General features: G+C 51.4%; 26 protein-coding genes. 6 read left to right on the forward strand and 20 right to left on the reverse strand.

Going from position 1 to position 25,972, the window contains the following annotated elements:
* Positions 1 to 2 precede the first annotated feature (2 nt).
* A complete protein-coding gene (gene flgL / locus Undi14_RS15880; RefSeq protein ID WP_186883617.1) occupies positions 3 to 1,217 on the forward strand; it encodes a flagellar hook-associated protein FlgL in 1,215 nt (404 codons plus the stop codon).
* A gap of 51 nt (positions 1,218 to 1,268) precedes the next feature.
* On the opposite strand, the gene Undi14_RS15885 is transcribed toward flgL, so the two are convergent.
* The 3 genes from Undi14_RS15885 to Undi14_RS15895 all read right to left on the reverse strand — a co-directional run bounded on the left by Undi14_RS15885 (position 1,269) and on the right by Undi14_RS15895 (position 5,463).
* Positions 1,269 to 1,535, reverse strand: coding sequence for a hypothetical protein (locus tag Undi14_RS15885; protein ID WP_186883616.1), 267 nt, complete (start codon positions 1,533 to 1,535; stop codon positions 1,269 to 1,271).
* Positions 1,536 to 1,694: 159 nt separating this feature from the next.
* The gene (locus Undi14_RS15890) at positions 1,695 to 3,953 is read right to left on the reverse strand and encodes an OPT family oligopeptide transporter (protein ID WP_200181463.1); all 2,259 of its coding nucleotides are present in this window, start codon (positions 3,951 to 3,953) and stop codon (positions 1,695 to 1,697) included.
* A gap of 217 nt (positions 3,954 to 4,170) precedes the next feature.
* Positions 4,171 to 5,463, reverse strand: a complete 1,293-nt coding sequence (locus Undi14_RS15895; RefSeq protein WP_200181466.1) for an MFS transporter — start codon at positions 5,461 to 5,463, stop codon at positions 4,171 to 4,173.
* A 262-nt stretch (positions 5,464 to 5,725) separates the two neighbouring features.
* Here Undi14_RS15895 and Undi14_RS15900 point away from each other — a divergent pair, with 262 nt between their 5' ends.
* From Undi14_RS15900 to dcd, 5 genes are all read left to right on the forward strand, one after another.
* Complete coding sequence (locus Undi14_RS15900; RefSeq protein ID WP_200181468.1) at positions 5,726 to 6,349, forward strand: PolC-type DNA polymerase III; 624 nt, start codon at positions 5,726 to 5,728, stop codon at positions 6,347 to 6,349.
* A gap of 85 nt (positions 6,350 to 6,434) precedes the next feature.
* Entirely contained in the window at positions 6,435 to 6,659 is a 225-nt protein-coding gene (locus tag Undi14_RS15905; protein ID WP_200181470.1) for a DUF1653 domain-containing protein, read from the forward strand.
* A 302-nt stretch (positions 6,660 to 6,961) separates the two neighbouring features.
* Positions 6,962 to 7,765, forward strand: coding sequence for a substrate-binding domain-containing protein (locus tag Undi14_RS15910; protein WP_200181473.1), 804 nt, complete (start codon positions 6,962 to 6,964; stop codon positions 7,763 to 7,765).
* A gap of 134 nt (positions 7,766 to 7,899) precedes the next feature.
* Complete coding sequence (locus Undi14_RS15915; RefSeq protein WP_200181475.1) at positions 7,900 to 8,919, forward strand: XdhC family protein; 1,020 nt, start codon at positions 7,900 to 7,902, stop codon at positions 8,917 to 8,919.
* 106 nt (positions 8,920 to 9,025) lie between these two features.
* Positions 9,026 to 9,592 carry a dCTP deaminase gene (gene dcd / locus Undi14_RS15920; protein ID WP_186883611.1) on the forward strand — a complete coding sequence of 189 codons (567 nt, stop codon included), beginning with the start codon at positions 9,026 to 9,028 and terminating at the stop codon, positions 9,590 to 9,592.
* Positions 9,593 to 9,680: 88 nt separating this feature from the next.
* Here dcd and Undi14_RS15925 read toward each other — a convergent pair whose 3' ends face one another.
* The 17 genes from Undi14_RS15925 to Undi14_RS16005 form a co-directional block, all read right to left on the reverse strand.
* On the reverse strand, positions 9,681 to 10,604 hold the full coding sequence (locus Undi14_RS15925) for a flagellar brake protein (RefSeq protein WP_200181477.1): 924 nt from the start codon (positions 10,602 to 10,604) through the stop codon (positions 9,681 to 9,683).
* Between the two features lie 183 nt (positions 10,605 to 10,787).
* The gene (locus Undi14_RS15930; RefSeq protein WP_186883609.1) at positions 10,788 to 13,058 is read right to left on the reverse strand and encodes an arginine/lysine/ornithine decarboxylase; all 2,271 of its coding nucleotides are present in this window, start codon (positions 13,056 to 13,058) and stop codon (positions 10,788 to 10,790) included.
* A gap of 304 nt (positions 13,059 to 13,362) precedes the next feature.
* Positions 13,363 to 14,151 carry a MipA/OmpV family protein gene (locus Undi14_RS15935; RefSeq protein ID WP_200181478.1) on the reverse strand — a complete coding sequence of 263 codons (789 nt, stop codon included), beginning with the start codon at positions 14,149 to 14,151 and terminating at the stop codon, positions 13,363 to 13,365.
* A 15-nt stretch (positions 14,152 to 14,166) separates the two neighbouring features.
* The gene (locus Undi14_RS15940) at positions 14,167 to 14,736 is read right to left on the reverse strand and encodes a DUF4337 domain-containing protein (RefSeq protein ID WP_186883607.1); all 570 of its coding nucleotides are present in this window, start codon (positions 14,734 to 14,736) and stop codon (positions 14,167 to 14,169) included.
* 11 nt (positions 14,737 to 14,747) lie between these two features.
* Complete coding sequence (locus tag Undi14_RS15945; protein WP_200181479.1) at positions 14,748 to 15,230, reverse strand: dihydrofolate reductase; 483 nt, start codon at positions 15,228 to 15,230, stop codon at positions 14,748 to 14,750.
* A gap of 25 nt (positions 15,231 to 15,255) precedes the next feature.
* Positions 15,256 to 16,050 (reverse strand): thymidylate synthase, encoded by a 795-nt coding sequence (locus tag Undi14_RS15950; protein WP_186898326.1) that lies wholly within the window; start codon positions 16,048 to 16,050, stop codon positions 15,256 to 15,258.
* Positions 16,051 to 16,289: 239 nt separating this feature from the next.
* Entirely contained in the window at positions 16,290 to 17,903 is a 1,614-nt protein-coding gene (locus Undi14_RS15955; RefSeq protein WP_200181480.1) for a sensor histidine kinase, read from the reverse strand.
* Between the two features lie 238 nt (positions 17,904 to 18,141).
* Positions 18,142 to 18,336 carry a Fe-S cluster assembly protein IscX gene (gene iscX / locus Undi14_RS15960; protein ID WP_186883603.1) on the reverse strand — a complete coding sequence of 65 codons (195 nt, stop codon included), beginning with the start codon at positions 18,334 to 18,336 and terminating at the stop codon, positions 18,142 to 18,144.
* 16 nt (positions 18,337 to 18,352) lie between these two features.
* The gene (fdx, locus tag Undi14_RS15965; protein WP_186883602.1) at positions 18,353 to 18,691 is read right to left on the reverse strand and encodes an ISC system 2Fe-2S type ferredoxin; all 339 of its coding nucleotides are present in this window, start codon (positions 18,689 to 18,691) and stop codon (positions 18,353 to 18,355) included.
* Between the two features lie 48 nt (positions 18,692 to 18,739).
* On the reverse strand, positions 18,740 to 20,605 hold the full coding sequence (gene hscA, locus Undi14_RS15970) for a Fe-S protein assembly chaperone HscA (protein WP_200181481.1): 1,866 nt from the start codon (positions 20,603 to 20,605) through the stop codon (positions 18,740 to 18,742).
* A gap of 63 nt (positions 20,606 to 20,668) precedes the next feature.
* Positions 20,669 to 21,172: a Fe-S protein assembly co-chaperone HscB gene (gene hscB / locus Undi14_RS15975; protein WP_200181482.1), complete on the reverse strand. Its 504-nt coding sequence runs from the start codon at positions 21,170 to 21,172 to the stop codon at positions 20,669 to 20,671.
* A gap of 8 nt (positions 21,173 to 21,180) precedes the next feature.
* On the reverse strand, positions 21,181 to 21,504 hold the full coding sequence (gene iscA, locus Undi14_RS15980) for an iron-sulfur cluster assembly protein IscA (protein WP_186883599.1): 324 nt from the start codon (positions 21,502 to 21,504) through the stop codon (positions 21,181 to 21,183).
* Between the two features lie 96 nt (positions 21,505 to 21,600).
* Entirely contained in the window at positions 21,601 to 21,987 is a 387-nt protein-coding gene (gene iscU / locus Undi14_RS15985) for a Fe-S cluster assembly scaffold IscU (protein WP_186883598.1), read from the reverse strand.
* Positions 21,988 to 22,071: 84 nt separating this feature from the next.
* The gene (locus Undi14_RS15990) at positions 22,072 to 23,325 is read right to left on the reverse strand and encodes an IscS subfamily cysteine desulfurase (protein WP_186883597.1); all 1,254 of its coding nucleotides are present in this window, start codon (positions 23,323 to 23,325) and stop codon (positions 22,072 to 22,074) included.
* A 16-nt stretch (positions 23,326 to 23,341) separates the two neighbouring features.
* Positions 23,342 to 23,824 carry a Fe-S cluster assembly transcriptional regulator IscR gene (gene iscR / locus Undi14_RS15995; protein ID WP_186883596.1) on the reverse strand — a complete coding sequence of 161 codons (483 nt, stop codon included), beginning with the start codon at positions 23,822 to 23,824 and terminating at the stop codon, positions 23,342 to 23,344.
* 165 nt (positions 23,825 to 23,989) lie between these two features.
* Entirely contained in the window at positions 23,990 to 24,190 is a 201-nt protein-coding gene (locus Undi14_RS16000; protein WP_186883595.1) for a VF530 family DNA-binding protein, read from the reverse strand.
* 225 nt (positions 24,191 to 24,415) lie between these two features.
* Complete coding sequence (locus tag Undi14_RS16005; RefSeq protein ID WP_200181483.1) at positions 24,416 to 25,927, reverse strand: aldehyde dehydrogenase family protein; 1,512 nt, start codon at positions 25,925 to 25,927, stop codon at positions 24,416 to 24,418.
* Between the last annotated feature and the right edge of the window lie 45 nt (positions 25,928 to 25,972).

The following is a 25,972-nucleotide window of genomic DNA, read 5'->3' on the forward strand; positions in this document are numbered from 1 at the left end:
TTATGCGTATCAGCACAAGTATGATCTATGAGGGCGGAGGTTCCCGTATCAGCGATCTGCAATCCTCTCTGAACCGTACGCAACAACAGATTGCTTCCGGGCGCAAGATACTCACGCCAGCGGATGATCCTATAGGTTCGGCGCGTGCTTTGGTGATCACGCAGGCCGATGCAATCAATGAGCAGTATGCGGTGAATCGGGCGAATGCCAAAGATAATCTGAGTATGGCTGAAAGCACTCTCGGCAACGTCACAACAACGCTGCACAATCTTAAAACCCTTATCGTCAGTGCTGGCAACGGAACGCTGAATGATAAAGACCGCAGTTACATTGCGGTTGAAATGCAGAGTAATCTTGATCAGTTGTTAGGTCTGGCGAACGCGACGGACGGAACTGGCGCCTATTTGTTTTCCGGTTTTTCGACAACGACTGCGCCTTATACAAAGACGATCAACGGAGCAACATATAACGGTGATCAGGGGCAGCGATATTTGCAGGTTGAAACATCGCGCCAGTTGCCGTTGAGTACTCCCGGAACACAGATTTTTGAGAATATCCGTACGTCGCCAGGGCAGTTCAATGTTGTTCCGAATCCTTCAAACAATGGGCAGGTCGTTGCCGCAGTCACTATCAACGCACCGACAGCAAATGCATTGACGGGTCAGAACTACGATATTGCATTTGACTCTACTGGCTTGAATTTTACCGTAACGAATAAAACGACCGGTGCTGTAGTCGTGCCAAGTACCGCTTACACCAGCCCGGCAACGGTGACGGTTGATGGCATGGATATTACTTTGACCAATACACCCGGCGCGCCAGGGCCTGGGGATCATTTCAGTGTGCAGCCAGGCAATCAGAATATTTTTGAGACGCTGACTGACATTATTAATGCGCTCAATACTCCTGCGACGACAAGCAGCGCAAAGAAAGATCTGGCAGCTGCTTTAGCGCAGGGGAATAACAATCTGGATGCGTCCCTAAGTAATGTGTTAACGGCGCGTGCGCAATTAGGTTCAAGTCTGAAGGAAATTGATGATCTTGATAGTTTTGGCTCTGCAAATGCACTGAACTATAAATCTGCGTTGTCAGATATTCAGGATCTGGATTATGTGAAAGCGCTGACGTCGTTATCACAACAGCAAACTACTTTACAGGCAGCGCAGCAATCGTTTGTAAAAACTGCCGGGCTGTCCCTGTTTAACTATATTAATTAAATATTTTTTGCTGGGCACTCTTCAAGGTGTGATTCTATCAGAGAGGCAGATTCACACCTTTTCCATTTCTTCGGAATCCAAAGCGATGACATGCGTTTGCAGTATGCCGCGCTCATCGTGCCATTCCCGCATAACGCACGGATAACCGTCTTCATCCAGATCGATCACTTTGAAAAATTGCCCGATCATTGATTCAATTAAGATGCGCTCGTCTTCGGGGAAATTATTAATAAATTTTTTACTGAGTGTGATGACACGGACAATATCGCCGATAGCGACGGCTTGATTTTTGCAATCGAGGATGGGTGTGGTGGACATGAATTTAATTTTAAATTGGTGTGGCTGTCATTGTACTGGCAAATTTCCGGACGAAGAAGCGTGCTGACTATGCCAATGGAAAAGGACTTAAATCAACATAGATTTAAGTCCTTTTAATTTTTTCGTCGCTCGGTTCAGAGCTGGCTTAAGTCTGGCTGGTCAGCTTGCTTTTACATTCTTTTCACGGGCAACCAGATACAGGGTAACAATGATGACGGCATACGGGATCAGCGTTAATCCATTCGCGTAAGCGCCCTCAAAGAAAGGATTGTGTGCAGTAGCCCAATCACCAATTGCTTTGTCGAAACCGGTCAGAATACCCGCAGTAAATGCAATCACGATGCCCGCCAGCGCACCACCCGCGATATAGCCGGAGGAAAGCAAGACACCAGAACTGCGGTCTCCAGCGGCCTGCATTTCTTCCTCATTCAGCGATTTATACTGATCGAGTTTGTTGTTACGGCGATCCACCAGCCACCGTATCATGCCGCCGATAAACAAAGGTGCAGACGAAGATAACGGCAGATAGACACCGACGGCAAAGGCCAGCGAAGGAATACCCGCCATTTCCAGTACCAGTGCGATCATGACGCCAAACAAGACCAGTGTCCACGGCAGTTGCTGATCAAGTATACCCTTGATGATGTAAGACATCAGTACGGCTTTCGGCGCATCATATTTCTTGACTTCCGTACCGTCCGGGCGCTTGTTGTAAGCACCATTGATACCCGGATCAACCAGATATACAGCTTTGCCTGCGTTATCGACCAGATATTTACCTGCCGGGCCGCCAACCGTATCGGTTTTGTGCCAGACTTTGTAACTCGCTTTATCCTGCTCTGCCTGCGGACCTTGCAAACTGGCGGTTTCCGTCAGTTTGCTGGCGTCGGTGCTCAATGCCGGTGCGACCTGTGCGGCAGGGACGTAGACGGTACCCGCATCATTCAGTTTCAACAGAATAGGGCCGAGTATCAGCGCTGAAGAAAGGGCACCGGCCAGAATCGCGTATTGCTGCAGGCGTGGCGTTGAACCCACCAGATAGCCGGTTTTTAAGTCTTGTGAAGTCGTACCACCGTTGCTCGATGCGATACAGACAATCGCGCCGACTGACAAGGCCGTGACGTAATACTGACCACCGGTCCAGCCCATCAACAAGAAAATCAGACAAGTGAATAACAGCGTGGCCACCGTCATGCCGGAAATCGGATTAGATGAGGAGCCGATCTCACCAGTAAGGCGTGAAGATACGGTGACAAACAGAAAGCCGAATACCAGTATCAGCAAAGCACCGAGAAAATTCATGTGCAGCGGTGTGGCGAAAGTGATGATGGCAATGATCGCGAGTGCGCCGATCACGACCCATTTCATCGGAATATCTTGGTCTGTACGCAGTGTTGTCGCGGCATCGCTTTTACCATTACGCATGCCAGCCAGACCAGCCGACAGGCTGCGCCAGATGGTTGGCATTGCGCGTATCAGACTGATCAGCCCGCCCGCCGCAACTGCACCGGCACCGATGTAAAGAATATAGGCGCTGCGAATATCATGCGGACTCATCTCGCTGATGAGTTTGGTTGCAGGTGCCAGAGGCGTTAGCAGTGCGTCGCCGAAAAATTTGATCATCGGGATCAGCAACAGGTAAGACATGACGCCACCCGCTGCCATGACGGCGGCAATGCGCGGGCCGATGATATAGCCGACGCCGAGTAATTCTGGCGACACTTCCGCACCCAGCGAACCAGCTTTGAGTGGTGCGCCGAACGTGACTTCCGGTGTGTCTTTCCAGCCTTTAAACGCAACGTTTGCAATTTTGTACAACAAGCCTATGCCGAAACCCGCAAAGATAATTTTAGCGCGGCGATTGGCATCGTCCTGTGCATGCGGGTTGCTGCTTTCTCCGGCTGCTTCGCGTGAAGTATCGGTTGCCGCGGCTTTTAATACTTCCGCACATGCTGTGCCTTCCGGATATTTCAGTTCGCCGTGCTTTTCGACGATCATTGTCCGGCGCATAGGAATCATCATCAGAATACCCAGCAAGCCACCGAGGCAGCCCACCAGCATCACGCGCGAAATTTCCAGATCAAAACCCAAAATCAGAATGGCTGGCATGGTGACACCAAGACCAAACGCCAGTGATTCACCGGCAGAACCGGCGGTCTGCGTAATACTGTTTTCAAGAATGGTTGAATCTTTACCGCCGAACTTATTAAACAGGCGGAATAGCGTGATGGCGATGACGGCGACCGGAATCGATGCGCTGACCGTTAAGCCGACTTTGAGTACCAGATACAGCGACGACGCACCAAAGATCATACCGAGAATGACGCCCATGATTAAAGCGCGTGCTGTCATTTCCGGTAGTTGTGCCGATGCCGGTATGTACGGCTTGAATGAAGAAGCTGACGTTTCTTTTGGCATTGAATTACCTTTTTTATTGTCAATGAAGAGCCCGTATTGCTTTATTCCCCCGGGCCCGCCTGAAATTGCTTATCGTTGTTGCATTATTCTTAAACGATAATCAATAAACACTGATTGCGCATTATCACGCCTTTTTTCTTTTCTGCGCAATCGTATGCGCGTAGTGCTGATAAATATTCACTATGCGACATTGAGCGATCCCCCTGAGCACACCTGATCACAACGACTGCCTTTCTTCCTGCGGGCTTAGCGTTGGTAAAACACTGATGCCACGAATAATAGGATTGCGCCACGCGAATGCTGCCAGCAGCAGTGCGGTAACGCCTGCGAATGCCAGTGAATAATGCAGACCTGCGTGTTCGCCCATCCAGCCACCGATCAGAGCACCGGGGCCTGCGGGTAACAGGATCAGCCAGCGCATGGTGCTGGTCATGCGCCCCAGCATAGGCTCAGGGGTGACGGCCTGACGTAAAGCGAGGAAGTTAATGAATATCAGCACCGCACCGACAGAAAAACACATCAGCATTAAAGCGAATGCCGCAATACCCCAATGATTGACTGGCGCGATAGCCAGCAAACTCCAGCCTGCGCCGCAGATCGTGATACCCAGCACCATACAAGGCCCGGGGCCGATCGCGCGGCTGATGCGATAACCATAAACACTGGCAAGGATGGTACCCAAGCCCATACCCATGTAGCTCAGACCGACGGTTTGCTCTGATAAACCGAGGATGCGGGTCGCATACAAAATCTGCACGACTAAGGCGGCGTTGTAGCAAAGCTGCCAGCCGCCGACAGTTGCGGCCAGCGCCAGTAACAGGGGTTTTTTAGCAACGAAATGGACGCCAGCTTTCAGGTCGCGCCAGAATGCTGCATCCTTGGCAACCGGGCGGTTTTCGGTGACTTTGATTCCACGCAGTATCATCGCCGAGCTGATCAGTAAAGCGGCGTCGGCGATCAGCGCAAGCGGTGCACCGAGTAGTTTGATTAAGGCACCTGCGGTGGCGGGGCCGGCAACTTCAGCGCCGGAGGTTGCCAGCGCATTTTTTGCATGGGCTTCGACCAGACGTTCGCGCGGTACGATTTGCGTCAGAACGATTTGTGCAGCGGTTCCTGCCATGGTATTGACCATACCGATGATGAAACCGACGACATACAGCCAGCGCATGTTCACCATGCCCAGCCACCAGGCCACCGGTACACTGATGACGGCCAATCCTATGATGGTTTCGCCCGCAATATACACCGGCAGCTTGCGCATGCGATCCAGCCAGACCCCGGTCGGCAGCGACAGCAATACAAACGGCAGCGTTTCCATCATCGTCAGTATGCCCATCTGGCTGGCGCTGGCATTGAGCATGACGGCGGCGGTCAGTGGCAACGCCAGCATGGTGATCTGTGCGCCAAACGAGCTGATCAGTATCGACGTCCACAAACGACGGTAGATCAGGTCCCGTAAAAGATCGTTGGCTGGCAGCGAAAATCGCCGTTGTAAAAAATTCTTGCGCATGAATGGCGTCTGGCTTTGTTTTTTGTTCACACGATAGCTGTGGCGCTGTCGTGATGAATGAGATCATTATTGTTCATTATTATTGTATGCAGAACCGCGCTGCATCAGCGATTACAATATCGGGCAGCTGTGCATGGGTGGGAAGCTTTTTAAGTTCTATTTCTTCTGGCGCTGCTGCCCGGTGTGTGTGGATGCATCGGGGCACACAATAATGATATTGATAGATACTCTTACACAATTTTAGTTCCGGTGAATAAAAAATATGTTTGCACAAGCGATAGTCGTGATCGACTTTGAAACCTCGGGCATGAGTCCGGAGCAGGGCGGTCGGGTGACTGAAGTCGCGGCTTTACGCGTGGTGGGTGGCGAAGTCATTGATCGTTATGTGTCGTTGATTAACTGCGGAGTACGGATTCCGTATTTCATTACCGAGCTGACCGGGATTACGCAAACGATGGTGGATCGCGCTCCAGCGGTCAGTGAGGTGATGCCAGCGTTGGTGGATTTTATTGGCAACGACACCCTGGTTGCGCACAATGCGAGTTTCGATGAAAAATTTCTGAAGGCCGAAAGTGATCGCCAGGGTTTGTGGCCTGAGCATGATGGGCTGGTCTGCTCGGTCAAGCTGGCGCGGCGGATTTTCCCCGGTATGGCGAGTTATTCGCTGGGGCGACTTGCGGCAGCATTGGGCATCCGTTTTCAGGGTGCTGCGCACAGAGCCGAGGCCGATGCCGAAGTCACTGCTGCACTGATGCTGCATGTCGCAGAAGAACTGCGCCGCCGTTATGCCGTTGCGGCGATTGATCCGCAATTGCTGATCGCAGTGAATCAGCTCAGTGCTGCCAAGGTGCCGGCATTTTTGAAAAAGCAGTTTGCTGCGGTGTGAGTGTGCAGCGGGTTGGCATCGGCAGAGTTGCGGCAGACGAGGCATAATCGCGGCCTGATGTTGAATTGATGAAAGAGCTCTGACGATGACCCAGCCACAAAAATACCGGCACTACAAAGGTGGTGTGTACGAATTGGTCTGCGAAGCAATACAAGAATCGGATCTCGGCCCCGTGATCGTTTACCGTTCACACAATGGCAGTATCTGGACGCGTCCGAAGGCGGTATTTTTTGAAATGGTGGAAGTGGATGGTGTACTCGTGCCGCGTTTCGCCGCGATCGATGACGACGAGGTGCGGACCGGCTTGTAACTACAGGCTGCTGTCAGCCTCCCAGATCTTGCTCTGGCCACTGTCTGATCGCGCCGAATAGTGCAGAATGATGCCGGATGGTGCCGAAAAGTGCCAAAATATACTCCCCCCAGTATATTGAAAGCCCCTTTGTTTATGCGGACATAAAGGCAAAATAGGCAGATACTCCCCCAAAAATCGGTGTAACAGAAAATTTAACCGACGAAATCCGCCCATTTTTTATGTGTTTTCGCACGATACCGCTCCCGCGAGGGAAACCGGGTTTCGTGAGAAAATACCCGCACTCATTTACAGGAGAAATCATGAAACGTCTTATCCTCGCTATTTCACTGACTTTGCTGGGCGCTCAGGCGCAGATCAGCGCGCAGGAAGTGTTGCGCTTGTCGACCACGACCAGCACCGAAAATTCCGGATTACTGAAAGCCATTTTGCCGGATTTTGAAGCGAAAACGCACATGAAGGTGCATGTGATTTCCGTCGGCACAGGCAAGGCGCTGGAGCTGGCGAAAAATGGCGACGTGGATGTGACCTTAGTGCATGCGCGCGCGGCGGAAGATAAATTCATTGCCGAAGGCCATGGTATTAATCGCCGCGACGTGATGTATAACGACTTCATTATCGTCGGCCCGGTGGCAGATCCGGCTGGTCTGAAAGGCAGCAAAGATGTGATCAACGCTTTGCGCAAACTGGTGGCCAGCAAAGCGAAATTTATTTCCCGTGGCGATAATTCCGGCACCGATCAGATGGAGCAGGCGTACTGGAAAGAAGCGGGTGTGAAACCTGCTGGCAGCGCCTATGTATCTGCCGGTCTGGGGATGGGCGAAGTGCTGACAATGGCAGCGCAGATGCAGGCTTATACACTGACTGATCGCGCGACTTACGGCGCGTATAAAGCGAAGACAGGATTAGCTGTGCAGGTCGAGGGCGACGCGAAGATGTTTAATCCCTATGGCATCATTGCAGTCAATCCTGCGAAGTACAAAGACATCAATATTCGCGGCGCGAACAGCCTGATCGAATGGATGACGTCAGCAGAAGGCCAGAAGAAAATTGCCGACTATAAAGTCGATGGCCAGCAATTGTTTTTCCCTTCGTATAAAAAATAAGCTGAGTTTCTTTAGTTTTTTTTAGCTTCTTCAGTTTCAATGACAACGGTCATCGTCACACGATCACCGTTGCAGACATCTCTGGTTCCGCGAGAAGGTGCCGGACTGATATCTTAACACCATGAACAAAAAATATGGATAGTGTCGATCTCGAAGTGCTCAAATCCTGTGATGCCTGGGTGAAAAGCGGGCGTCGTTGCGAGCTGGTGACGGTCATCAAAACCTGGGGTTCCAGCCCGCGTCCTGAGGGGGCTATGCTGGGCATTTGCGAAGATGGGTGCGTCATCGGCTCGGTTTCCGGTGGTTGCATTGAGGATGATCTGATTGCCCGTGTTCAGCAGCATGGCATTACCCGTAATGCTCCTGAAATTGTTACTTACGGCATTTCCGCCGATGAGGCGCATCGTTTTGGCTTGCCGTGTGGCGGCACGATACAACTGGCGATAGAGCCGTTGGCGGACAGCAGCAAGATAGGCGAATTGCTCGACAGGCTCTCTGACCATGAACTGACAACGCGTGAATTAGATCTCGCGTCGGGTGCTGTAACACTGAGTAAAGCCGATGCGCATACGCAATTGGTGCTGACACCAGAACGCCTGATCACGGTGCATGGCCCGCGTTGGCGCTTGCTGATTATCGGTGCTGGTCAGTTATCACGTTTTCTGGCGAGCATTGCCGTCGGCATGGATTATCAGGTGACGGTGTGCGATCCACGCGAAGAATATCGTGTTGGCTGGCAGGTGGATGGTGTGCAAGTCGTCCATGCGATGCCGGATGATCTTGTGCTGGAGATGCAACTCGACAGCCGTAGCGCTGTGGTGGCCTTGACGCATGATCCTAAACTCGATGATCTGGCGCTGATGGAAGCATTAAAGACTGAGGCGTTTTATGTCGGTGCAATCGGCTCCCGTCTGAACAATGCAAAGCGGCGTGAGCGTTTGAAACAGTTTGATGTCAGCGAAGCGCAACTCGCAAAATTGCATGGCCCGGTCGGTTTGTATATCGGTAGCAAGACACCGGCTGAGATTGCGATTTCCATTCTGGCGGAAATGACCGCTGTAAAAAATAAAGTGCAACTCCCCGCTGGCATGCGCGTTGAAGAAGCAAAAACGCTTGCGGCGCAGGCGGCATCTGACGCGGTTTGCGGCGTCTGATCGTCGCGACACGCGTTTTCTGCAGGGCAGCGCATGTAATAAGCTTAATTCACGGGGCGATTTCGCGTAAAATTCCACCCAATATCAATCGGGCAGGAGATTTTGCATGAGTATCAAATCAGATAAATGGATACGCCGGATGGCGGAATCGACGAACATGATCGAGCCGTTTGAGGCTGGTCAGGTGCGCGAGCGTGACGGTCAGCGCATCGTCAGCTACGGCACGTCATCATATGGCTACGATATCCGTTGTGCCGACGAATTCAAAATCTTCACCAATATCAACAGCACTATCGTCGACCCGAAAAATTTCGATGAAAAATCGTTTGTCGATTTTAAAGGTGATGTTTGCATTATTCCGCCAAATTCATTTGCGCTGGCACGGACAATGGAGTATTTCCGTATTCCGCGCAATGTGCTGACGATCTGCCTCGGCAAATCAACCTACGCGCGCTGCGGCATTATCGTTAATGTGACGCCGTTTGAGCCTGAATGGGAAGGCTACGTGACGCTGGAATTCTCGAATACCACGCCGCTGCCAGCCAAGATTTATGCCGGCGAAGGTTGTGCCCAGGTCTTGTTTTTCGAAAGCGATGAAGTATGCGAAACGTCTTACAAAGATCGCGGCGGAAAATATCAGGGGCAGCATGGCGTGACTTTGCCAAAAACCTGATGTAATCGCCATTCTCTGGCACATTTGAAAAAAACGGACGGTGATTTAACCCGTCCGTTTTTATTTTGTGGCCTTGACTATGCGGAACTTAATCCATCTCTGCCAGTGTCTGATGCACAAACGCAGACAAAATTAATCTGGACTGCGGTGTCAGATTAATAAACTCGAAACCGAGACGGAATTCTTCACCGGTTTCGGTGATGGCCACCGAACGCAGAATTACGTCCAGCACCAGATACTCATCGTTGCCAGCGGCGTTGACTTTGAATTTGATGACACCGACATCGCCTTTTTTTCCTATGGATTTTTTCACTACACCGGAAGTGCCGCCCATGCTGAGGTCTCCCAGCGTGGCGGCAGCAGTTTGTTCCGGATTACCGATCGTGACAGATGCGATGATTCTGACGGTTGCACGCGCGCCCTGGCGGATGGTGGTGGAGCGCACCTGTCTCGGATAGCTGAGGTGCAGATAAGAAAAGGGCATGTACACGTATTTGAGCAGATTCGCGGTAAATGCGTAGGCTTTTTTGCCGGGGAAAGCACGGATGATAAATGCCTGTCCTTCACGGATAGACGCAGATCGCCCATCGATAGTTGGCGCGGTGACAAGCAGTGATTTATTTTTTACATAGCCTATCAGTCTGACCGTGTAGCGAGTTGCGGCCTGGTCATGCGTTTGCAGATGAAATATTTCGCCGACGGTCCAGCGCACACTGTCGAGCTCGACAATGGTTTCTTTATTCAGTTCTTCTGCTGGTTTTGATGTCGTGTCGGGTACGGTCTTTGCACCGAGTTGTTCGAGGCTTGGCAGTTTTGAAGGGATACTATCCCACAAATTATTCGCATCGCAGTAACCGACTTCTAACAGATGATTCAATTGCTGTTGATCCGCAATGTGAACGCCTGATTTAAATAATATTTGACCAGCCTGATTGTAAATGGGCCAGTGTATCGTCTGGCCAATGGCAACGTCGGCATGTTTCAGAGACATTAATCCTTGTACTTCACCCATCTGTCATTTCCATCAATTGGTCGCAGCGCATTGTTATTCTGTGATCGGCAGCAGGTATTACTTTTACTGCCGGGTCACCCGGTTATTCCGGTGTTACATGATTGCATGTAACAATAAAACAAGCACCTGAAAATTGAAAGATTTTCAGGTGCTTTTGATGTTTTATCGGGGCTTGCGTGAGGTTTATTTGCCGTTTTCTGCGCCGAGTTTCACACAGTCAACAAAGTAACCCAATTTGCCATTCAGCTCTGCTTTGACCAATCCATGGCAATCTGTTTCAAAGCCGGGGAAGCGATCATTGAAGTCGCGGACGAAACGCAGATAATCAACGATAGTGCGGTTGAAACGCTCGCCCGGAATCAGCAGCGGAATACCCGGTGGATACGGTGTCAGCAGAATCGCGGTGACACGTCCTTCCAGTTCATCAATAGAAACACGCTCAATTTCGCGGTGCGCCATCATTGCAAATGCATCGGATGGTTTCATCGCCGGTTGCATATCAGACAGATACATTTCTGTTGTCAGGCGTGCGACATCATGGCCTTTGTAGGCTTCATGAATGCCCTGGCAGAGGTCTTTCAGCCCAGCGCCTTCATAGCGAGGGTTTGCTGCCGCAAACTCGGGCAAAATGCGCCAAATCGGCTGGTTTTTATCGTAATCATCTTTGAACTGCTGCAATGCTGTCAGCAATGTGTTCCAGCGACCTTTGGTAATGCCGATGGTAAACATGATGAAGAAGGAATACAGGCCACATTTTTCAACAATCACGCCGTGTTCCGCCAGGTATTTGGTGACGATCGATGCCGGAATGCCGGTTTCGCCAAATTTTCCTTCCAGCGACAAGCCCGGTGTGACGATGGTTGCCTTGATCGGATCGAGCATGTTAAAGCCCGACGCGAGGTTGCCAAAACCATGCCAGTTGTCTTCCGCGCGGATCACCCAGTCTTCGCGTGAGCCTATGCCGTCATCAGAAAATTCTTCTGGTCCCCAGACCTGGAACCACCAGTCTTTACCCCATTCCTGATCGACTTTACGCATCGCACGGCGGAAATCCAGTGCTTCCAGAATCGACTCTTCCACCAGCGCAGTGCCGCCCGGCGCTTCCATCATGGCGGCTGCCACATCGCATGAGGCGATGATGGAGTATTGCGGTGACGTTGAGGTATGCATCAGGTAGGCTTCATTGAAGCTGTCGCGATCCAGTTTGACCGTCTGCGATTCGCGCACCAGAATTTGCGATGCCTGAGAAATCCCCGCCAGCAATTTATGTGTCGATTGCGTTGAGAAAATCATGGATTGCTTGGCGCGCGGTCTATCCTTGCCTATCGCATGCATGTCTTTGTAGAACTCATGGAAGGTTGCATGTGGCAACCAGGCTTCGTCGAAATGCAAAGTGTCGATTTCACCATCCAGCAAGTCTTTCAGAACTTCGACGTTGTACAGCACACCATCGTAGGTCGATTGTGTAATGGTCAGAATACGTGGTTTCTTATTTTTCGCTTCGCGTGCAAACGGATTCGCCTCAATCTTGCGGCGTATGCTTTCCATGCTGAATTCTTCCAGCGGAATCGGGCCGATAATGCCAAGGTGATTGCGGGTCGGCATCAGGAAAACGGGGATCGCGCCGCACATAATAATCGAATGCAAAATCGATTTATGGCAGTTGCGGTCAACGACCACGATGTCGCCGGGCGCCACAGTGGAATGCCATACCATCTTGTTCGAGGTGGACGTGCCGTTGGTGACGAAGTAGCAGTGATCAGCATTGAAAATGCGTGCGGCATTGCGCTCGGATGCAGCAACCGGGCCAGTATGATCGAGCAACTGACCGAGCTCTTCAACTGCGTTACACACGTCGGCACGCAGCATGTTTTCACCAAAAAATTGATGGAACATCTGACCTATCGGTGACTTCAGGAAGGCGACGCCACCTGAGTGCCCCGGGCAGTGCCACGAATATGAACCGTCATTGGCGTAATGCACCAGCGCGCGAAAGAACGGTGGTGATAAACCATCCAGATAGGATTTCGCTTCACGGATGATATGGCGTGCGACGAATTCCGGCGTGTCTTCAAACATGTGAATGAACCCGTGCAGTTCGCGCAGGATATCATTCGGAATGTGGCGGGATGTACGTGTCTCGCCGTACAGATAAATCGGGATATCCGCGTTCTTATAGCGGATTTCTTCGACGAAGGCGCGCAGCGATTTCAGTGCGTAATCGGTCTCTTCGTCGGTGCCGCCGCCAAACTCTTCATCATCAATCGAGAGAATAAAGGCAGAAGCGCGCGATTGCTGCTGCGCAAACTGGGACAAATCACCATAGCTGGTCACACCCAGCACTTCCATGCCCTCAGTTTCGATCGCATCGGCGAGTGCGCGGATGCCGAGGCCTGAGGTGTTTTCAGAACGGAAGTCTTCGTCAATGATGACGATGGGGAAGCGGAATTTCATTGAGGTCTCCAAAAAAGCCTGGTACGGGGGAGACGCCTGGGCAAGTTAAATCAACCGCTTGCGCGCCGAAAAATTCAAAGAAGCGAATTCTCTCAGATATGTGGTCTGTCATGTGAAAAAAAACAGTGATTTTAAGCAATCGGAGTGTAATTTCACGGGATTGTCATTTACTGCGGAATATTGCTATTTTCTGATATCAAAAAAGGTCGTTTGCAGCGTGTTCTTCTGATCAAAATCATCTCTTCAAAAGAAAAAAGTGAGTACCGCTGGCGATACTCACTTTGGCTGTCAGCATGCGTACAACTCAGAAGCGATAACTTGCTGCAGAGAAGACGGTGACTGGTGTTTTGTCAAAGACGAAAGGGCTTTTCGCCGCATCACCAGACAAGCGGCTGATGGAGGCGCCAGTCGTCAGCGACCAGTTGGTATCGATAGTCCAGTGCCAGCTGGCGCCGATGCGGACATCGGTAATGCCGGCGGAAGGTGTGAACTGCGCGTAACCGCTGGCAGCCGACTGACGGGCATTCACGCCGAAATAGGATTGCGCATAATGACTATTAGCCCAGTTCGCACCGATGCTGGCTGAGATCCGGTGATCTTTGTTTAACGCGGTTGTTGCGCGCGCACCGAGGCTGACTTGCAAACCATTATGATCGACGCCGGAACCATAGCGTAACGACGACACCAGTGAATAATTCGGATTGAACGAGTAGTTCAGGAACGCACCAGGCTCCAGCGCAGTGCTGACATCGCCGAGTCCACGCAATTTGCCAGAACGGGATTCGTCACGCGCGGCTTCCAGCGACATGCGCAGGCCGTATTGCAAATTGGCGTTTTTCGAGAAGTTATAGCCCAGGCCGTTGAATGCGCTGAAAAACGCGCCATTTTTCCATTGCGCGTCGAACAGGGGATAAGCGGCAACGCGGTGTTCATCGGAACCTTTGTATTTAGGGATGAACAATACTGCGCCACCAAGCGAGAAGTTAACGTCTTTAGGTAAATAAGCTTCCGGCACCAGATTGACGAATTCTGCCGTCTGCGCCTGCGCTGAACAGGCACTGACCAGTAAAATAAGGCTAAAAAGTTTTTTCATTCTGATCTCTCAATATTAAATATGAAACCAGGCGAGCCCGGCAAGCGCTACACCAATACCGGCCACACCATAAGAGGCATATTGCAACCATTTCTTTTTAGTCAGTAATGTGATGGCAGCAAGCGAAATTGCAATCTGCACCGCCGTCATTGCCTGCGCCCAGCGATGGTGCTGATGCAAGGCGTTTTCTGATTTTTCTTCCCACTCTTTCGATTCCGCTTCGAGCTTTTCAGCGTCTTTCTTGATCGCTTCTTTCTCGCTTTCGTAACGGGCTACCTTAGCTTTGTATTTTTCTGCATCGGCACCGGGCAATACCATGGCGAGTTCAGCCAGATTTTGCTTGCTCGATTTTGACTGATAAAAATTCCATTGGTTCGCTGCTTCGGTTTTTTTGATCGCTGCTTCGTTTTTAAACATGGCTGCGTCATTTTGTGTCGCGCCACCTTCGTAACCAAACAAGGCGCCGACGGTCGCCATAATCGCGGTCATGACCGCGATACGGCTGGCAAAATCATCGTTGCCATGCGCTGCATGCTCTAATTCATGGTCATGTGGGCCGTGTACGTGAAAGCCGTGTCCTGACATTGTGTTTCCCTTTAAATTTTTTCGTATGTAACGAATGCGTAATGTAATTGTTTTTGTTCTGAAAAATGCTCTTCGCGTTGCGTTTCTTTCCATGCCTCTGGCGCTATCGCCGGAAAGAAGGCGTCGCAGGCAAATGTCTGGCCGATTTCGGTGACAATTAACTTATCGGCGAGCGGTAATGCCTGCTGATAAATTTGCGCGCCACCGATGATGAAGGCGTCTTGTCCATCCAATGCGGCTTGCGCTGCCGTTATTGAAGGATAAGTTTCCACTCCTTCATGCTGCCATGCCGGATTGCGGCTGATGACGATATTACGCCGGTTCGGCAGTGGTCGCCCGATGGACTCAAAAGTCTTGCGTCCCATAACGATGGTATGACCGCTGGTTGTCCGTTTGAAATGCGCAAGATCTTCCGGCAAATGCCAGGGCAGGGTGTTGTTGATCCCTATGCCTGACTGGCTATCCGTGGCAACGATAATGGTCATGGATGACATGCTGATGACTTTCTGTTCTTTTTCGTTACACCGCAACTGGCGCTTTAATATGGGGATGGAATTCGTAGTTGCGGAATTCGAAATCCTCAAACTTATAATCGAAAATCGATGCTGGCTGGCGCTGAATTACCAGCTGCGGCAACGGTAGCGGCGCGCGCGACAGTTGTAAGTCAACTTGTTCCATGTGATTCGAATACAAGTGACAATCGCCACCGGTCCAGATAAAGTCGCCAACGCCAAGACCCGTTTGCTGCGCAATCATGTGCGTCAGCAGGGCATACGAGGCGATATTAAACGGTACCCCGAGGAAAATATCGGCACTGCGCTGATACAACTGGCAGGACAGCTTGCCGTCGGCGACATAAAACTGAAACAGCGCGTGGCAAGGTGGCAGTTTCATCTGCGGAATATCGGCCACATTCCATGCCGAAACGATTAAGCGGCGTGAGTCAGGATTGTTTTTGATCTGTTCAATTAATTGTTGAATCTGATCGATATGCTGGCCATCCGGCGTTGGCCAGTTGCGCCATTGTGAGCCATAGACGGGCCCGAGATCGCCATTCTGATCTGCCCAGTCGTCCCAGATGGAGACGCCATTGTCCTTGAGATACTTGATATTGGTTGATCCGGCCAGGAACCAGATCAGTTCATGCACGATGGATTTCAGATGCAGTTTTTTTGTCGTGACCAGCGGAAAACCCTCATTCAGGTCAAAACGCATCTGATAGCCGAAAACGGACACCGTGCCGGTGCCGGTACGGTCAGTTTTTTTTGTTCCGTGATCGCGCACGTGACGCATGAATTCCAGATATTGACGCATAAAGATGAGGTGAAAGCGGAATGAAATGAGGCAGCAGTATACATCAGCCAGACACTTGCCTGCTCGTATCTGTTCTATGAACAACGGTATTTGTTGCGCTGCACACGATCAAACATCTGTTGTACTACGGGAAATGCAGGTATTTCAGATACTCCCCCGGTAAATCACTAAAAACCGCTAAATCTCAGCGTCAATATTGGGGCTTTTTATATACTGGGGGGGAGTATATTTTGGGCAGATTAACGCTCTGTCAGCAATGGATCGTTGGAATCGGGGTCGCCAGGTGCGACGAGGGGCAATCTGATTTCGAAGCGGGAACCGTGATCTGGTTTGCTGGTGACATGGATCGTGCCGCCAAGCACATTGGTGATAATGTTAAACGTGATACTCAGACCCAGGCCACTACCGCCCTGACCAAACTTGGTGGTGAAAAACGGTTCGAAAATACGGTTGATGATTTCCGGAGGGATTCCTTTGCCGTCATCGGTAAAGATGATGAGAACGAACTCGCCTTGCTTGACTGCAGTGCAGTGCATAACGCCGTGGCTGCGGCCTTCCAGCCCGTGAATCACAGAGTTGTTAACGAGATTGGTGAACACTTGTCCCAGCAAGCCGGGATAGCTGTTGAGCTGAATGTCGTCGGGAATATCGAGTTCCAGCGTGAAGGGTGTTTTGCGCAAACTGGAATGCAGCAGTGCGGATAATTCCTGCAGCGTGACCTTCAGGCCAAACGTGCGCCGTTGTGCACTCGACTGATCGACCGCCACTTGTTTGAAGTCACCAACCAGATGCGCAGATTGCTGCAAGCCGCGCAATAACAGTTTGGACGAGTCCAGCGCGGTGGCGGCGTAACGGGTCAGGTCGGAACGCCTGATCTGGTTATCTTCCACCATTTTCAACAGCTGGCGGGTTTCTTCTTCCAGTGTGCTGGCGACGAGCAAACAGTTACCCAGCGGCGTATTAAGTTCATGTGCGACCCCGGCGACCATGGAACCCAGTGCTGCCATGCGTTCTACCCTGGCCAGCTCGGATTGCGCGGTGTTGACATTGTGCAGCGCGGCTTCAAGGTTGCGATTGACCGACTCCAGCTCTTGCGTTCTTTGCCGTACTTTGGATTCCAGCGTGCCTGAGTATTCTAGTAATTGCTGGTTTTTGATTTCGAGTTCGCCAAATGAACGCTTGAGTGCCTGACGGGTTACTTCCAGACTGGTGGCGAGGTGGCCCAGTTCGTCTTCACGATTGAGGGTGATCGGTGCGTTGAGTTCGCCATTGGCAAGGCGGTCAGATTCGTCCATCAGCAGGCGCACTGGCTTCACCAGACGCCATTGCAATACCATCAAAATAAAGACGATTGCCAGAAACAGTGAGAGCACGGCGGTTGTCACATAACGGCGGAAGTCAGAGCGCAGGCTTTCGCGCAGTAAATCTTCAGCAAGTGTCAGTTTGACCTCACCGATGACCTGGCCGCCGTGCTTGATCTCACGAACCATGCTGGTGAATGGTCCCACTTGGTTTTGCATGTGAACGTCATTTTTAATGAATTCTTTGCGGTCTGGCAGGGTGATGACTTCGATCTTCGCAACGCGCGGATCGGAGTAAACAACTTCGCTGGAAATATTCGCGATTTCTGGTGTAATTTGCCATAACGGTTCGCTCAGGATCACAGACAAAATATCGACCAGACGATTGTGATCTTCGTTATTGCGAATCCGCGCTGCACTTTCTATTGTGCTCAGATGGTAGGGAACCAGAATGGCGGAAGGAACTGCGACACCGAAAACGACCGCTAAGATAATGGCAAGGCGAAGTGTGATGCGGCTGCGGATAGAAGAAAGAAAGTTTCGAAACCGCATTACTATGTCCTTGAACGTCACAGTTGTGTGGAATGCCGGGGCCAGTTGCGCTTGTTGCGAATTGATCCTGAGCACAATGTCAGACGAGTCAACCGGGTGACCGGAGACGCATGATTTTGCATCGGCAAATCGGTAGACAATCAGGAAATATTAAGAGGTTTTTTGTTTTTGAGCAAGACATGCATGTGATTGTTTGGGCAATTCACATGCATTGCGTTGTGATAGCAACAAACAGCTTTTATTTGGCTTCTTCTATCCAGGCAGCCTGGATAGCTTCGAGGACTTTTTCGCCGCCACGGGCGTGGTCATCGTCAAACTCCGCAAGATCGACGATCAGGTTGTGCAAATCGGTGAAGCGCAAGGTTAGCGGATCAATATCCGGAAATTGATCGTATAAAGCTTCAGCAATACGGTGTGTCTCAGACCACTTCATGGCGTTCACCTGATGTTTAATGATTTTCGCGAGCGTGATTGATCGTGTATTTCGGAATCTCTATCGTGATGTCCTGTTTACCCAGTTTGACCTGGCAGGACAGGCGCGAGGTTGCTTCGAGCCCCCAGGCGGCGTCGAGCAAGTCTTCTTCATCGTCAGAAGATGCATTCAGTGACTGGAAGCCTTCGCGTATAACCACGTGGCAGGTGGTGCAGGCGCATGACATTTCACACGCATGTTCGATTTCAACATCGCTTTCAACCAATGCCTCACACAGTGATTTGCCTTCCGGCGCGTCGATCACAGTGCCTTCCGGGCAGAGTTGAGGGTGGGGCAGAACGATAATTTGTGGCATGTCAGTCTCAGTATTAGTCAGTGTTAGCCGATGGCGAGGCGGCGAAAATCAGGCGATCTCGTCAAGTTTTTTTCCAGCCAGTGCTGAACGTACGCTCTGGTCCATGCGACGGGCGGCGAATTCTTCGGTGCCATGCGCCAGAGCAGTAATTGCGTTGTGTAAAGCCTGATGATCGTCTTGCTGTGCCAGGTTTTTTACTTGTTGCATCAACTGCGAGATGGCATCGTATTCTGCGTCTGAAATCAGATGGCGATCTGCCTCTAACGCGGATTGGGTTGCCAGCAAAATTCTTTCTGCTTCCACTTGTTCTTCGCGCAATGCTCTTTGTTGCATGTCCTGATCAGCGGAACTGAACGAATCTTGCAACATGCGCGTGATGTCGTCGTCGGCAAGGCCGTACGAAGGCTTGACGGTGATCGTCGCTTCAACGCCGGAGCGCAATTCACGCGCTGAGACCGATAACAGGCCGTCGGCATCAACTTGATACGTAATGCGGATGCGTGCGGCGCCTGCGGCCATTGGTGGAATACCGCGTAACTCGAAACGTGCCAATGAACGGCAGTCGCTGACCAGTTCACGTTCGCCTTGTACGATATGAATTGCCATCGCCGTCTGGCCATCTTTGAATGTCGTGAATTCCTGCGCGCGGGCGCAAGGAATCGTCGAATTGCGCGGAATGACTTTTTCGGCCAGTCCGCCCATGGTTTCCACGCCCAGCGACAGAGGAATTACATCCAGCAGCAACCAGTCATCGCCAGCAGCGCGATTACCCGCCAGCAGATTGGCCTGTATTGCAGCACCGAGGGCGACCACTTTATCCGGATCGATATTGGCCAGCGGCGTTGTATGGAAAAATTCACCTACCGCTTTGCGCACATGCGGCATACGCGTGGCACCGCCGACCAGCACGACGCCGTCGATGTCGTCAGCCGACAAACCAGCATCGCGCAGCGCTTTGCGGCAAGGTGTGACGGTTTTTAACACCAGATTCTGCGTCATTTCCGAGAATTGCGCGGCGCTGATCTGCAGATGTACGCTTTCGCCTGAATTCAGTTTGGCATCGATGTAAGTGCTGGTTTTGCTGGACAAAATCTCTTTGGCTTCACGTGCCTTGATCATCAGTGTGCTGGTATCTTCGTCGGATAAAGGCGCTAACTGGGATTCCTGCAAAATCCAGCAAAACAGGCGATGGTCAAAGTCATCGCCACCGAGCGCAGAGTCGCCACCGGTCGATAAAACTTCAAATACACCCTTGCTCATTTTCAGTATCGAAATATCGAAAGTGCCGCCGCCGAGGTCATAGACCGCATATGTGCCTTCGGATGCATTATCCAGTCCATACGCAATCGCGGCCGCGGTTGGCTCATTCAGCAGCCGCAATACATTGAGGCCAGCCAGCTTGGCCGCATCTTTGGTTGCCTGCCGTTGCGCATCATCAAAATAAGCAGGAACAGTAATCACGGCACCGACTAAATCATCGCCGAGTGCATCTTCGGCTTGCTGGCGCAGTGTTGCGAGTATCTGGGCGGAAACTTCGACCGGACTTTTGATGCCGGCGATGGTTCTGAGTTGCACCATGCCTGGCGCATCGATAAAGTCATACGGAAGATTTTCGGCGTGGCTAATATCTTTCAGGCCACGTCCCATAAAACGTTTGACTGACGCTATCGTATTTTTGGGGTCGTTACTTTGTTCTGCCTGTGCTTTAAAGCCGATGTGCGCATGTCCATTCGGAAGATAGCGAACGACAGAAGGAAGTAAAGGGCGTCCCTCTTCATCGTTTAATACTTCGGGGATACTGTTGCGTACAGTGGCGACCAGAGAGTTAGTCGTACCAAGATCAATTCCGACGGCCAGACGGTGCTGGTGTGGAGCGGTGGACATGCCGGGTTCGGAAATCTGCAGTAAAGCCATGGTGTTATATGCGTGGATGGCAAGCCATCAGATGGGCGCAAAGAATGCGCGGGTTATTCGGATTTACTCTTCCAGTGCTGCAATATCGGCGATGAATTTTTCCAAAAACATGCAGGTGCGGATATGTAGCGTCGCTGCCTTGTAGTCCTGCGCATCAAGCGCTGAGCCAACTTGTTGAAGCGCTGATTTCAGTGCATCGTGCAATTCTTTTTCGAGCGCAAGCAGGGTGCTGATGTTATTGGTGTGACGCGCGTCTTCGAACGTTTCGCGCCATTCCATTTGTTGCATCAGAAATGCAGCGGGCATGCTCGTATTGGATTCAGTCTGTAAATCAACGCCCTGTAATTGACAGAGGTAAGTTGCGCGTTTTAACGGCTTTTTCAGCGTCTGGTAAGCTTCATTGGCGTGTGTCGCCCATTGCATTGCAACGCGTTTTTCCGCTTCACTGGCCTGCACAAATTTGTCCGGATGCACGGTGTTCTGGACTTCGCGATAAGCGCGGTCGAGTTGTGCGCTATCTACGGCGAACTGTTGTGGTAATTGAAACAGCTCAAAATGATTTTGCATGCTAAACCTTAAATCCGGAAGCTTTCACCGCAACCGCATTCATCCTTGACATTCGGGTTATAAAATTTAAAGCCTTCGTTCAGGCCTTCGCGCGCGAAGTCGAGTTCAGTGCCGTCAATGTAAGGCAGGCTTTTCGGGTCGACAAACACTTTGACGCCGTGCGATTCAAACACCTGATCATCACTGCCGACTTCATCAACGTATTCGAGTTTATACGCCATGCCTGAGCAACCGGTCGTGCGTACGCCAAAGCGCAGGCCTATGCCTTTGCCGCGACGCTCCATATAGCGGGAAACGTGTTTTGCTGCTTTTTCTGTCAGTGTGATTGCCATGGTATTTCCAATCTCTACGGCAGCACCGCTGCCGTATTTATAGTCAAGCCTGATGCTGCGTTGTTGATACTGATTGATGCTTCGCTGCTGGTTTGTTTATTGCGCGCCGTGCTTGTTTTTGTAATCCAGCACTGCAGCTTTGATCGCATCTTCCGCCAGAATTGAGCAGTGGATCTTGACCGGCGGCAAAGCAAGTTCTTCTGCAATCGCGGTATTTTTGATTTCCAGCGCCTGATCCAGCGTTTTGCCTTTTACCCATTCGGTGACGAGCGATGATGAAGCAATCGCAGAGCCGCAGCCGTAGGTTTTGAATTTCGCATCTTCAATCACGCCATTCGCGCCAACTTTGATTTGCAGTTTCATTACGTCGCCGCAGGCAGGTGCGCCTACCATACCGGTGCCAACCGTTTCGTCGCCTTTTTCAAATGCGCCGACGTTGCGTGGATGTTCGTAGTGATCTAAAACTTTATCTGAGTATGCCATGATGATGCTCCTGAATTTTTTACTGTTCGTTCTCTCTGGCGAACAATATCACCAGAATCCGGATACGTTAATGAACGTGTTGCCTTAGTGTGCTGCCCACTGAATTGTCGAGATATCGATGCCTTCTTTGTACATATCCCACAGTGGTGATAATTCGCGCAGTTTTTCTACTTTGGTTTTCAGCAGATTGATCGCGAAATCAATGTCTTCTTCGGTAGTGAAACGACCGATCGTAAAGCGTATCGAGCTGTGCGCGAGTTCATCGCTGCGACCCAGTGCGCGTAATACATACGATGGTTCCAGGCTGGCGGAAGTACATGCGGAACCGGATGAAACGGCGATATCTTTGACCGCCATGATCAGAGATTCACCTTCAACGTAGTTGAAGCTGACGTTCAGATTATGCGGAACACGGTGCGCCATATCACCATTCACATAGGTTTCTTCGATTTCATTCAGCCCTTTGGCCAGACGATCACGCATGGCACGTACATGTGCCAGCTCGCTTTGCATTTCTTCTTTAGCGATACGGAACGCTTCGCCCATGCCTACGCATTGATGCGGAGCCAGTGTGCCGGAACGGAAACCGCGTTCATGACCGCCACCATGCATTTGCGCTTCGAGGCGCACGCGTGGTTTGCGGCGAATGTACAAGGCACCTATGCCTTTTGGGCCATACGTTTTATGCGCAGAAAAAGACACCAGATCGACTTTGACTTTTTCCAGATCGATTTCAACTTTGCCGGTTGCCTGTGCTGCGTCTGAATGAAAAACGATGCCTTTTTCGCGGCACAGTTCGCCAATTTCAGCGATAGGCTGAACCACGCCGATTTCATTATTCACCCACATCACCGACACCAAAATCGTATCGGGGCGGATTGCTGCTTTCAATTGCTCGACTGTGATCAGGCCATTGTCCTGCGGTTGCAGGTAGGTGGCTTCAAAACCCTGACGTTCCAGTTCGCGCACAGTATCGAGCACAGCTTTGTGCTCGGTTTTCACCGTAATAATGTGCTTACCTTTGGCTTTATAGAAATGCGCTGCACCTTTCAGTGCAAGGTTATTGCTTTCCGTTGCGCCGGATGTCCAGATGATTTCGCGTGGGTCAGCGTTGACCAGTGCTGCGACATTGCCGCGTGCTTCTTCAACCGCAGCTTCAGCATCCCAGCCGTACATGTGACTGCGGGATGCAGGATTGCCATACTGGGCACGCAAAAACGGGATCATTTTGTCTGCAACGCGCGGATCAACCGGGGTCGTCGCCGAGTAATCCATGTATATAGGAAAATGCGGTGTTTTCAGCGTATCGAGCAGGCTTTGTTCTAAAGGGGCATTCATTCAAGACTCCAAATATTCAAGTAGCAGTGTGATTGGCATGCGGCTGACGCACGACAACGACCTGGTTTTCCGAGATTTTCTGTTTTTGCTGATTGACCAGATCCTGCAGGGAAACTGAGTCAAGATAATCGACCATTTTAGCGTTCAGCGTCGCCCATAAATCATGCGTCATGCAGTGCAGGCCATTTTCATGATCGCTGCCGTGACAACTGCCTTTACCGCCGCATTGTGTGGCATCGAGCGGCTCATCAACGGCAATAATAATGTCTGCCACCGTGACCTGTTGTGCTTTGCGGGCAAGATTGTAGCCGCCGCCGGGGCCGCGTACCGACTCGACGATTTCGTGTCGGCGCAGTTTGCCAAACAGCTGTTCGAGATAGGACAGGGAAATATCCTGACGTTGGCTGATGCCGGCGAGCGTGACAGGACCCTTGTCCTGACGCAATGCCAGATCAATCATTGCCGTAACGGCAAAACGTCCTTTAGTAGTGAGGCGCATACGCTAGCTCCTGGTGCCTGAGACAGAAATTCCTTAATGCCCTGAGTTGTTGAGCATTTTGATCAAGTATAGCAAACTTGAGTAATTCTGTCAGGCAAGGGCTTTTTTTGCGATGGCGGGGAAGGTGCGGCGTTTGTCACGGCTTGGCGCAAATGTCAGCGCAGATCAGGATTGCAGAAATAGCTGTTCGACTTTTTCGCGTGCCCACGGCGTTTTGCGTAAAAATTTCAGGCTCGATTTTACACTCGGATCGGAAATGAAGCAGCGCACCGGGATTTTTTGCCCTAATACTTCCCAGCCGTACTGATCGACCAGATGGTGAAGAATTTGCTCTAAGGTAATGCCATCGAGGCTGCGTTTTTCCATGATATATGCCAATAAGGGGGAGTATGTGTGATTTTACGGCTAATGTCCGCGTAAAGTCTGGGCTTTTAAATATACTCACCCCAGTATATTTTGCTGATTGCAAAGGCTTTTAAGCATCTGTGATGGACTGGGCGGCGTATTCGGCACTCTCAATCTGGTCTGTCTCATCCTGAAAAAAAGCCCCGGCAACATAGCCGGGGCTCAGGGCTGGAGGCAAACTCTGATTCAGATATCGAAGCTGATTCCTTGTGCCAGCGGCAGCGAGTTGCTGTAATTAAAGGTATTTGTAGTGCGGCGCATATAAGCTTTCCAAGCATCAGAACCAGACTCACGACCGCCGCCGGTATCTTTTTCGCCGCCAAAAGCCCCGCCGATTTCCGCACCCGACGGGCCGATATTCACATTCGCGATGCCGCAATCGCTGCCAGTTGCCGAGACGAAGGTTTCCGCTTCACGCATGTCCGTGGTGAAAATCGCAGAGGATAAACCTTGCGGAACCGCGTTATTCCATTCGATCGCCTGTGCCAGATCCTGATAGCGCACGATGTACAGAATAGGGGCGAAGGTTTCGTGATGCATCGCTATCGTTTGTGCTGGCATCTCGACGATTGCCGGGCGTACGTAATAGCCGGCTTCGCTGCCGGACACAGTAATACGTTCGCCGCCGTAAACCTTGCCATGCTCGCCTGCGGCGATTGCCAGCGCACTTTGCATGGCTTCAAATGCAGCCTGATCAATCAAGGGGCCGACCAAGGTGGTTTTTTCCAGCGGTGAGCCGACAGGCAGGCCAGCGTAGATTTTCTGCAGGCGCGGCACCAGTGTGTCGTAGATGCTGTCGTGCACGAATAAGCGGCGCAGGGTGGTGCAGCGTTGTCCGGCTGTACCAACAGCCGAGAAAGTAATCGCACGTACCGCCATTTCCAGATCGGCGCTGGGCGCGACGATCATCGCATTGTTGCCGCCGAGTTCCAGTATGCTGCGGGCAAGTCGCTGCGCGCATACGGCGGCGACCTGTTTTCCCATGCGTGTGCTGCCGGTAGCGCTGACGAGTTTGATGCGTGGATCGGCGACCATGCTGGTACCTGCATTACGACCGCCGATAATCAATTCGGCTAAACCTTCGGGTGCATCGCTGCCAAATCTGGCAACGGCCTTCATGAATAAAGCGTGGGTGGCGATTGCGGTCAGCGGCGTTTTTTCTGATGGTTTCCAGATCACGCTGTCCCCGCAAACAAAGGCCAGCGCGGCATTCCAGGCCCATACTGCGACCGGGAAGTTAAACGCAGAGATCACGCCGACCACGCCCAGCGGCAGCCATTGTTCCATCATCCTGTGTCCCGGACGTTCGGAGGCGATGGTCAGACCATACAACTGGCGCGAAAGCCCGACGGCGAAATCGCAGATGTCGATCATTTCCTGCACTTCACCCAGACCTTCCTGCAGAATTTTGCCAGCTTCGAGCGTGACGATTTTGCCCAGCGCTTCTTTGTGCGTGCGTAACTCGTCACCAAACAGGCGCACCAGTTCGCCGCGGCGTGGTGCCGGCACTTGTCGCCATTGCTGAAATGCCGCTTGCGCACGGCCGATGCGGGCATCTATTTGCCCAGCGGTGTCGGCAGCCAGACTGGTGAGCGGCGTGCCATCGACAGGGGAAATGCTGTGCAGTTCTGTTCCCTGATAATGGCGGAGATCAACTCCCATGCTATTGAGTAAGGTGTGAAGTGTCGCGTTGTCCATAATTATGATTGCTCATTTGGGTGGAAGCGGGTCTTCTTGTGGATG

The organism is Undibacterium sp. 14-3-2, from assembly GCF_016595265.1.
Taxonomy (GTDB): domain Bacteria; phylum Pseudomonadota; class Gammaproteobacteria; order Burkholderiales; family Burkholderiaceae_D; genus Undibacterium; species Undibacterium aquatile.

What these genes read in the sequence shown, in the direction of transcription:
- flgL (WP_186883617.1), top strand. Translation starts at nt 3, where the DNA reads ATGCGTATCAGCACAAGTATGATCTATGAGGGCGGAGGTTCCCGTATC.
- Undi14_RS15885 (WP_186883616.1), bottom strand. Translation starts at nt 1,535, where the DNA reads ATGTCCACCACACCCATCCTCGATTGCAAAAATCAAGCCGTCGCTATC.
- Undi14_RS15890 (WP_200181463.1), bottom strand. Translation starts at nt 3,953, where the DNA reads ATGCCAAAAGAAACGTCAGCTTCTTCATTCAAGCCGTACATACCGGCA.
- Undi14_RS15895 (WP_200181466.1), bottom strand. Translation starts at nt 5,463, where the DNA reads ATGCGCAAGAATTTTTTACAACGGCGATTTTCGCTGCCAGCCAACGAT.
- Undi14_RS15900 (WP_200181468.1), top strand. Translation starts at nt 5,726, where the DNA reads ATGTTTGCACAAGCGATAGTCGTGATCGACTTTGAAACCTCGGGCATG.
- Undi14_RS15905 (WP_200181470.1), top strand. Translation starts at nt 6,435, where the DNA reads ATGACCCAGCCACAAAAATACCGGCACTACAAAGGTGGTGTGTACGAA.
- Undi14_RS15910 (WP_200181473.1), top strand. Translation starts at nt 6,962, where the DNA reads ATGAAACGTCTTATCCTCGCTATTTCACTGACTTTGCTGGGCGCTCAG.
- Undi14_RS15915 (WP_200181475.1), top strand. Translation starts at nt 7,900, where the DNA reads ATGGATAGTGTCGATCTCGAAGTGCTCAAATCCTGTGATGCCTGGGTG.
- dcd (WP_186883611.1), top strand. Translation starts at nt 9,026, where the DNA reads ATGAGTATCAAATCAGATAAATGGATACGCCGGATGGCGGAATCGACG.
- Undi14_RS15925 (WP_200181477.1), bottom strand. Translation starts at nt 10,604, where the DNA reads ATGGGTGAAGTACAAGGATTAATGTCTCTGAAACATGCCGACGTTGCC.
- Undi14_RS15930 (WP_186883609.1), bottom strand. Translation starts at nt 13,058, where the DNA reads ATGAAATTCCGCTTCCCCATCGTCATCATTGACGAAGACTTCCGTTCT.
- Undi14_RS15935 (WP_200181478.1), bottom strand. Translation starts at nt 14,151, where the DNA reads ATGAAAAAACTTTTTAGCCTTATTTTACTGGTCAGTGCCTGTTCAGCG.
- Undi14_RS15940 (WP_186883607.1), bottom strand. Translation starts at nt 14,736, where the DNA reads ATGTCAGGACACGGCTTTCACGTACACGGCCCACATGACCATGAATTA.
- Undi14_RS15945 (WP_200181479.1), bottom strand. Translation starts at nt 15,230, where the DNA reads ATGTCATCCATGACCATTATCGTTGCCACGGATAGCCAGTCAGGCATA.
- Undi14_RS15950 (WP_186898326.1), bottom strand. Translation starts at nt 16,050, where the DNA reads ATGCGTCAATATCTGGAATTCATGCGTCACGTGCGCGATCACGGAACA.
- Undi14_RS15955 (WP_200181480.1), bottom strand. Translation starts at nt 17,903, where the DNA reads ATGCGGTTTCGAAACTTTCTTTCTTCTATCCGCAGCCGCATCACACTT.
- iscX (WP_186883603.1), bottom strand. Translation starts at nt 18,336, where the DNA reads ATGAAGTGGTCTGAGACACACCGTATTGCTGAAGCTTTATACGATCAA.
- fdx (WP_186883602.1), bottom strand. Translation starts at nt 18,691, where the DNA reads ATGCCACAAATTATCGTTCTGCCCCACCCTCAACTCTGCCCGGAAGGC.
- hscA (WP_200181481.1), bottom strand. Translation starts at nt 20,605, where the DNA reads ATGGCTTTACTGCAGATTTCCGAACCCGGCATGTCCACCGCTCCACAC.
- hscB (WP_200181482.1), bottom strand. Translation starts at nt 21,172, where the DNA reads ATGCAAAATCATTTTGAGCTGTTTCAATTACCACAACAGTTCGCCGTA.
- iscA (WP_186883599.1), bottom strand. Translation starts at nt 21,504, where the DNA reads ATGGCAATCACACTGACAGAAAAAGCAGCAAAACACGTTTCCCGCTAT.
- iscU (WP_186883598.1), bottom strand. Translation starts at nt 21,987, where the DNA reads ATGGCATACTCAGATAAAGTTTTAGATCACTACGAACATCCACGCAAC.
- Undi14_RS15990 (WP_186883597.1), bottom strand. Translation starts at nt 23,325, where the DNA reads ATGAATGCCCCTTTAGAACAAAGCCTGCTCGATACGCTGAAAACACCG.
- iscR (WP_186883596.1), bottom strand. Translation starts at nt 23,824, where the DNA reads ATGCGCCTCACTACTAAAGGACGTTTTGCCGTTACGGCAATGATTGAT.
- Undi14_RS16000 (WP_186883595.1), bottom strand. Translation starts at nt 24,190, where the DNA reads ATGGAAAAACGCAGCCTCGATGGCATTACCTTAGAGCAAATTCTTCAC.
- Undi14_RS16005 (WP_200181483.1), bottom strand. Translation starts at nt 25,927, where the DNA reads ATGGACAACGCGACACTTCACACCTTACTCAATAGCATGGGAGTTGAT.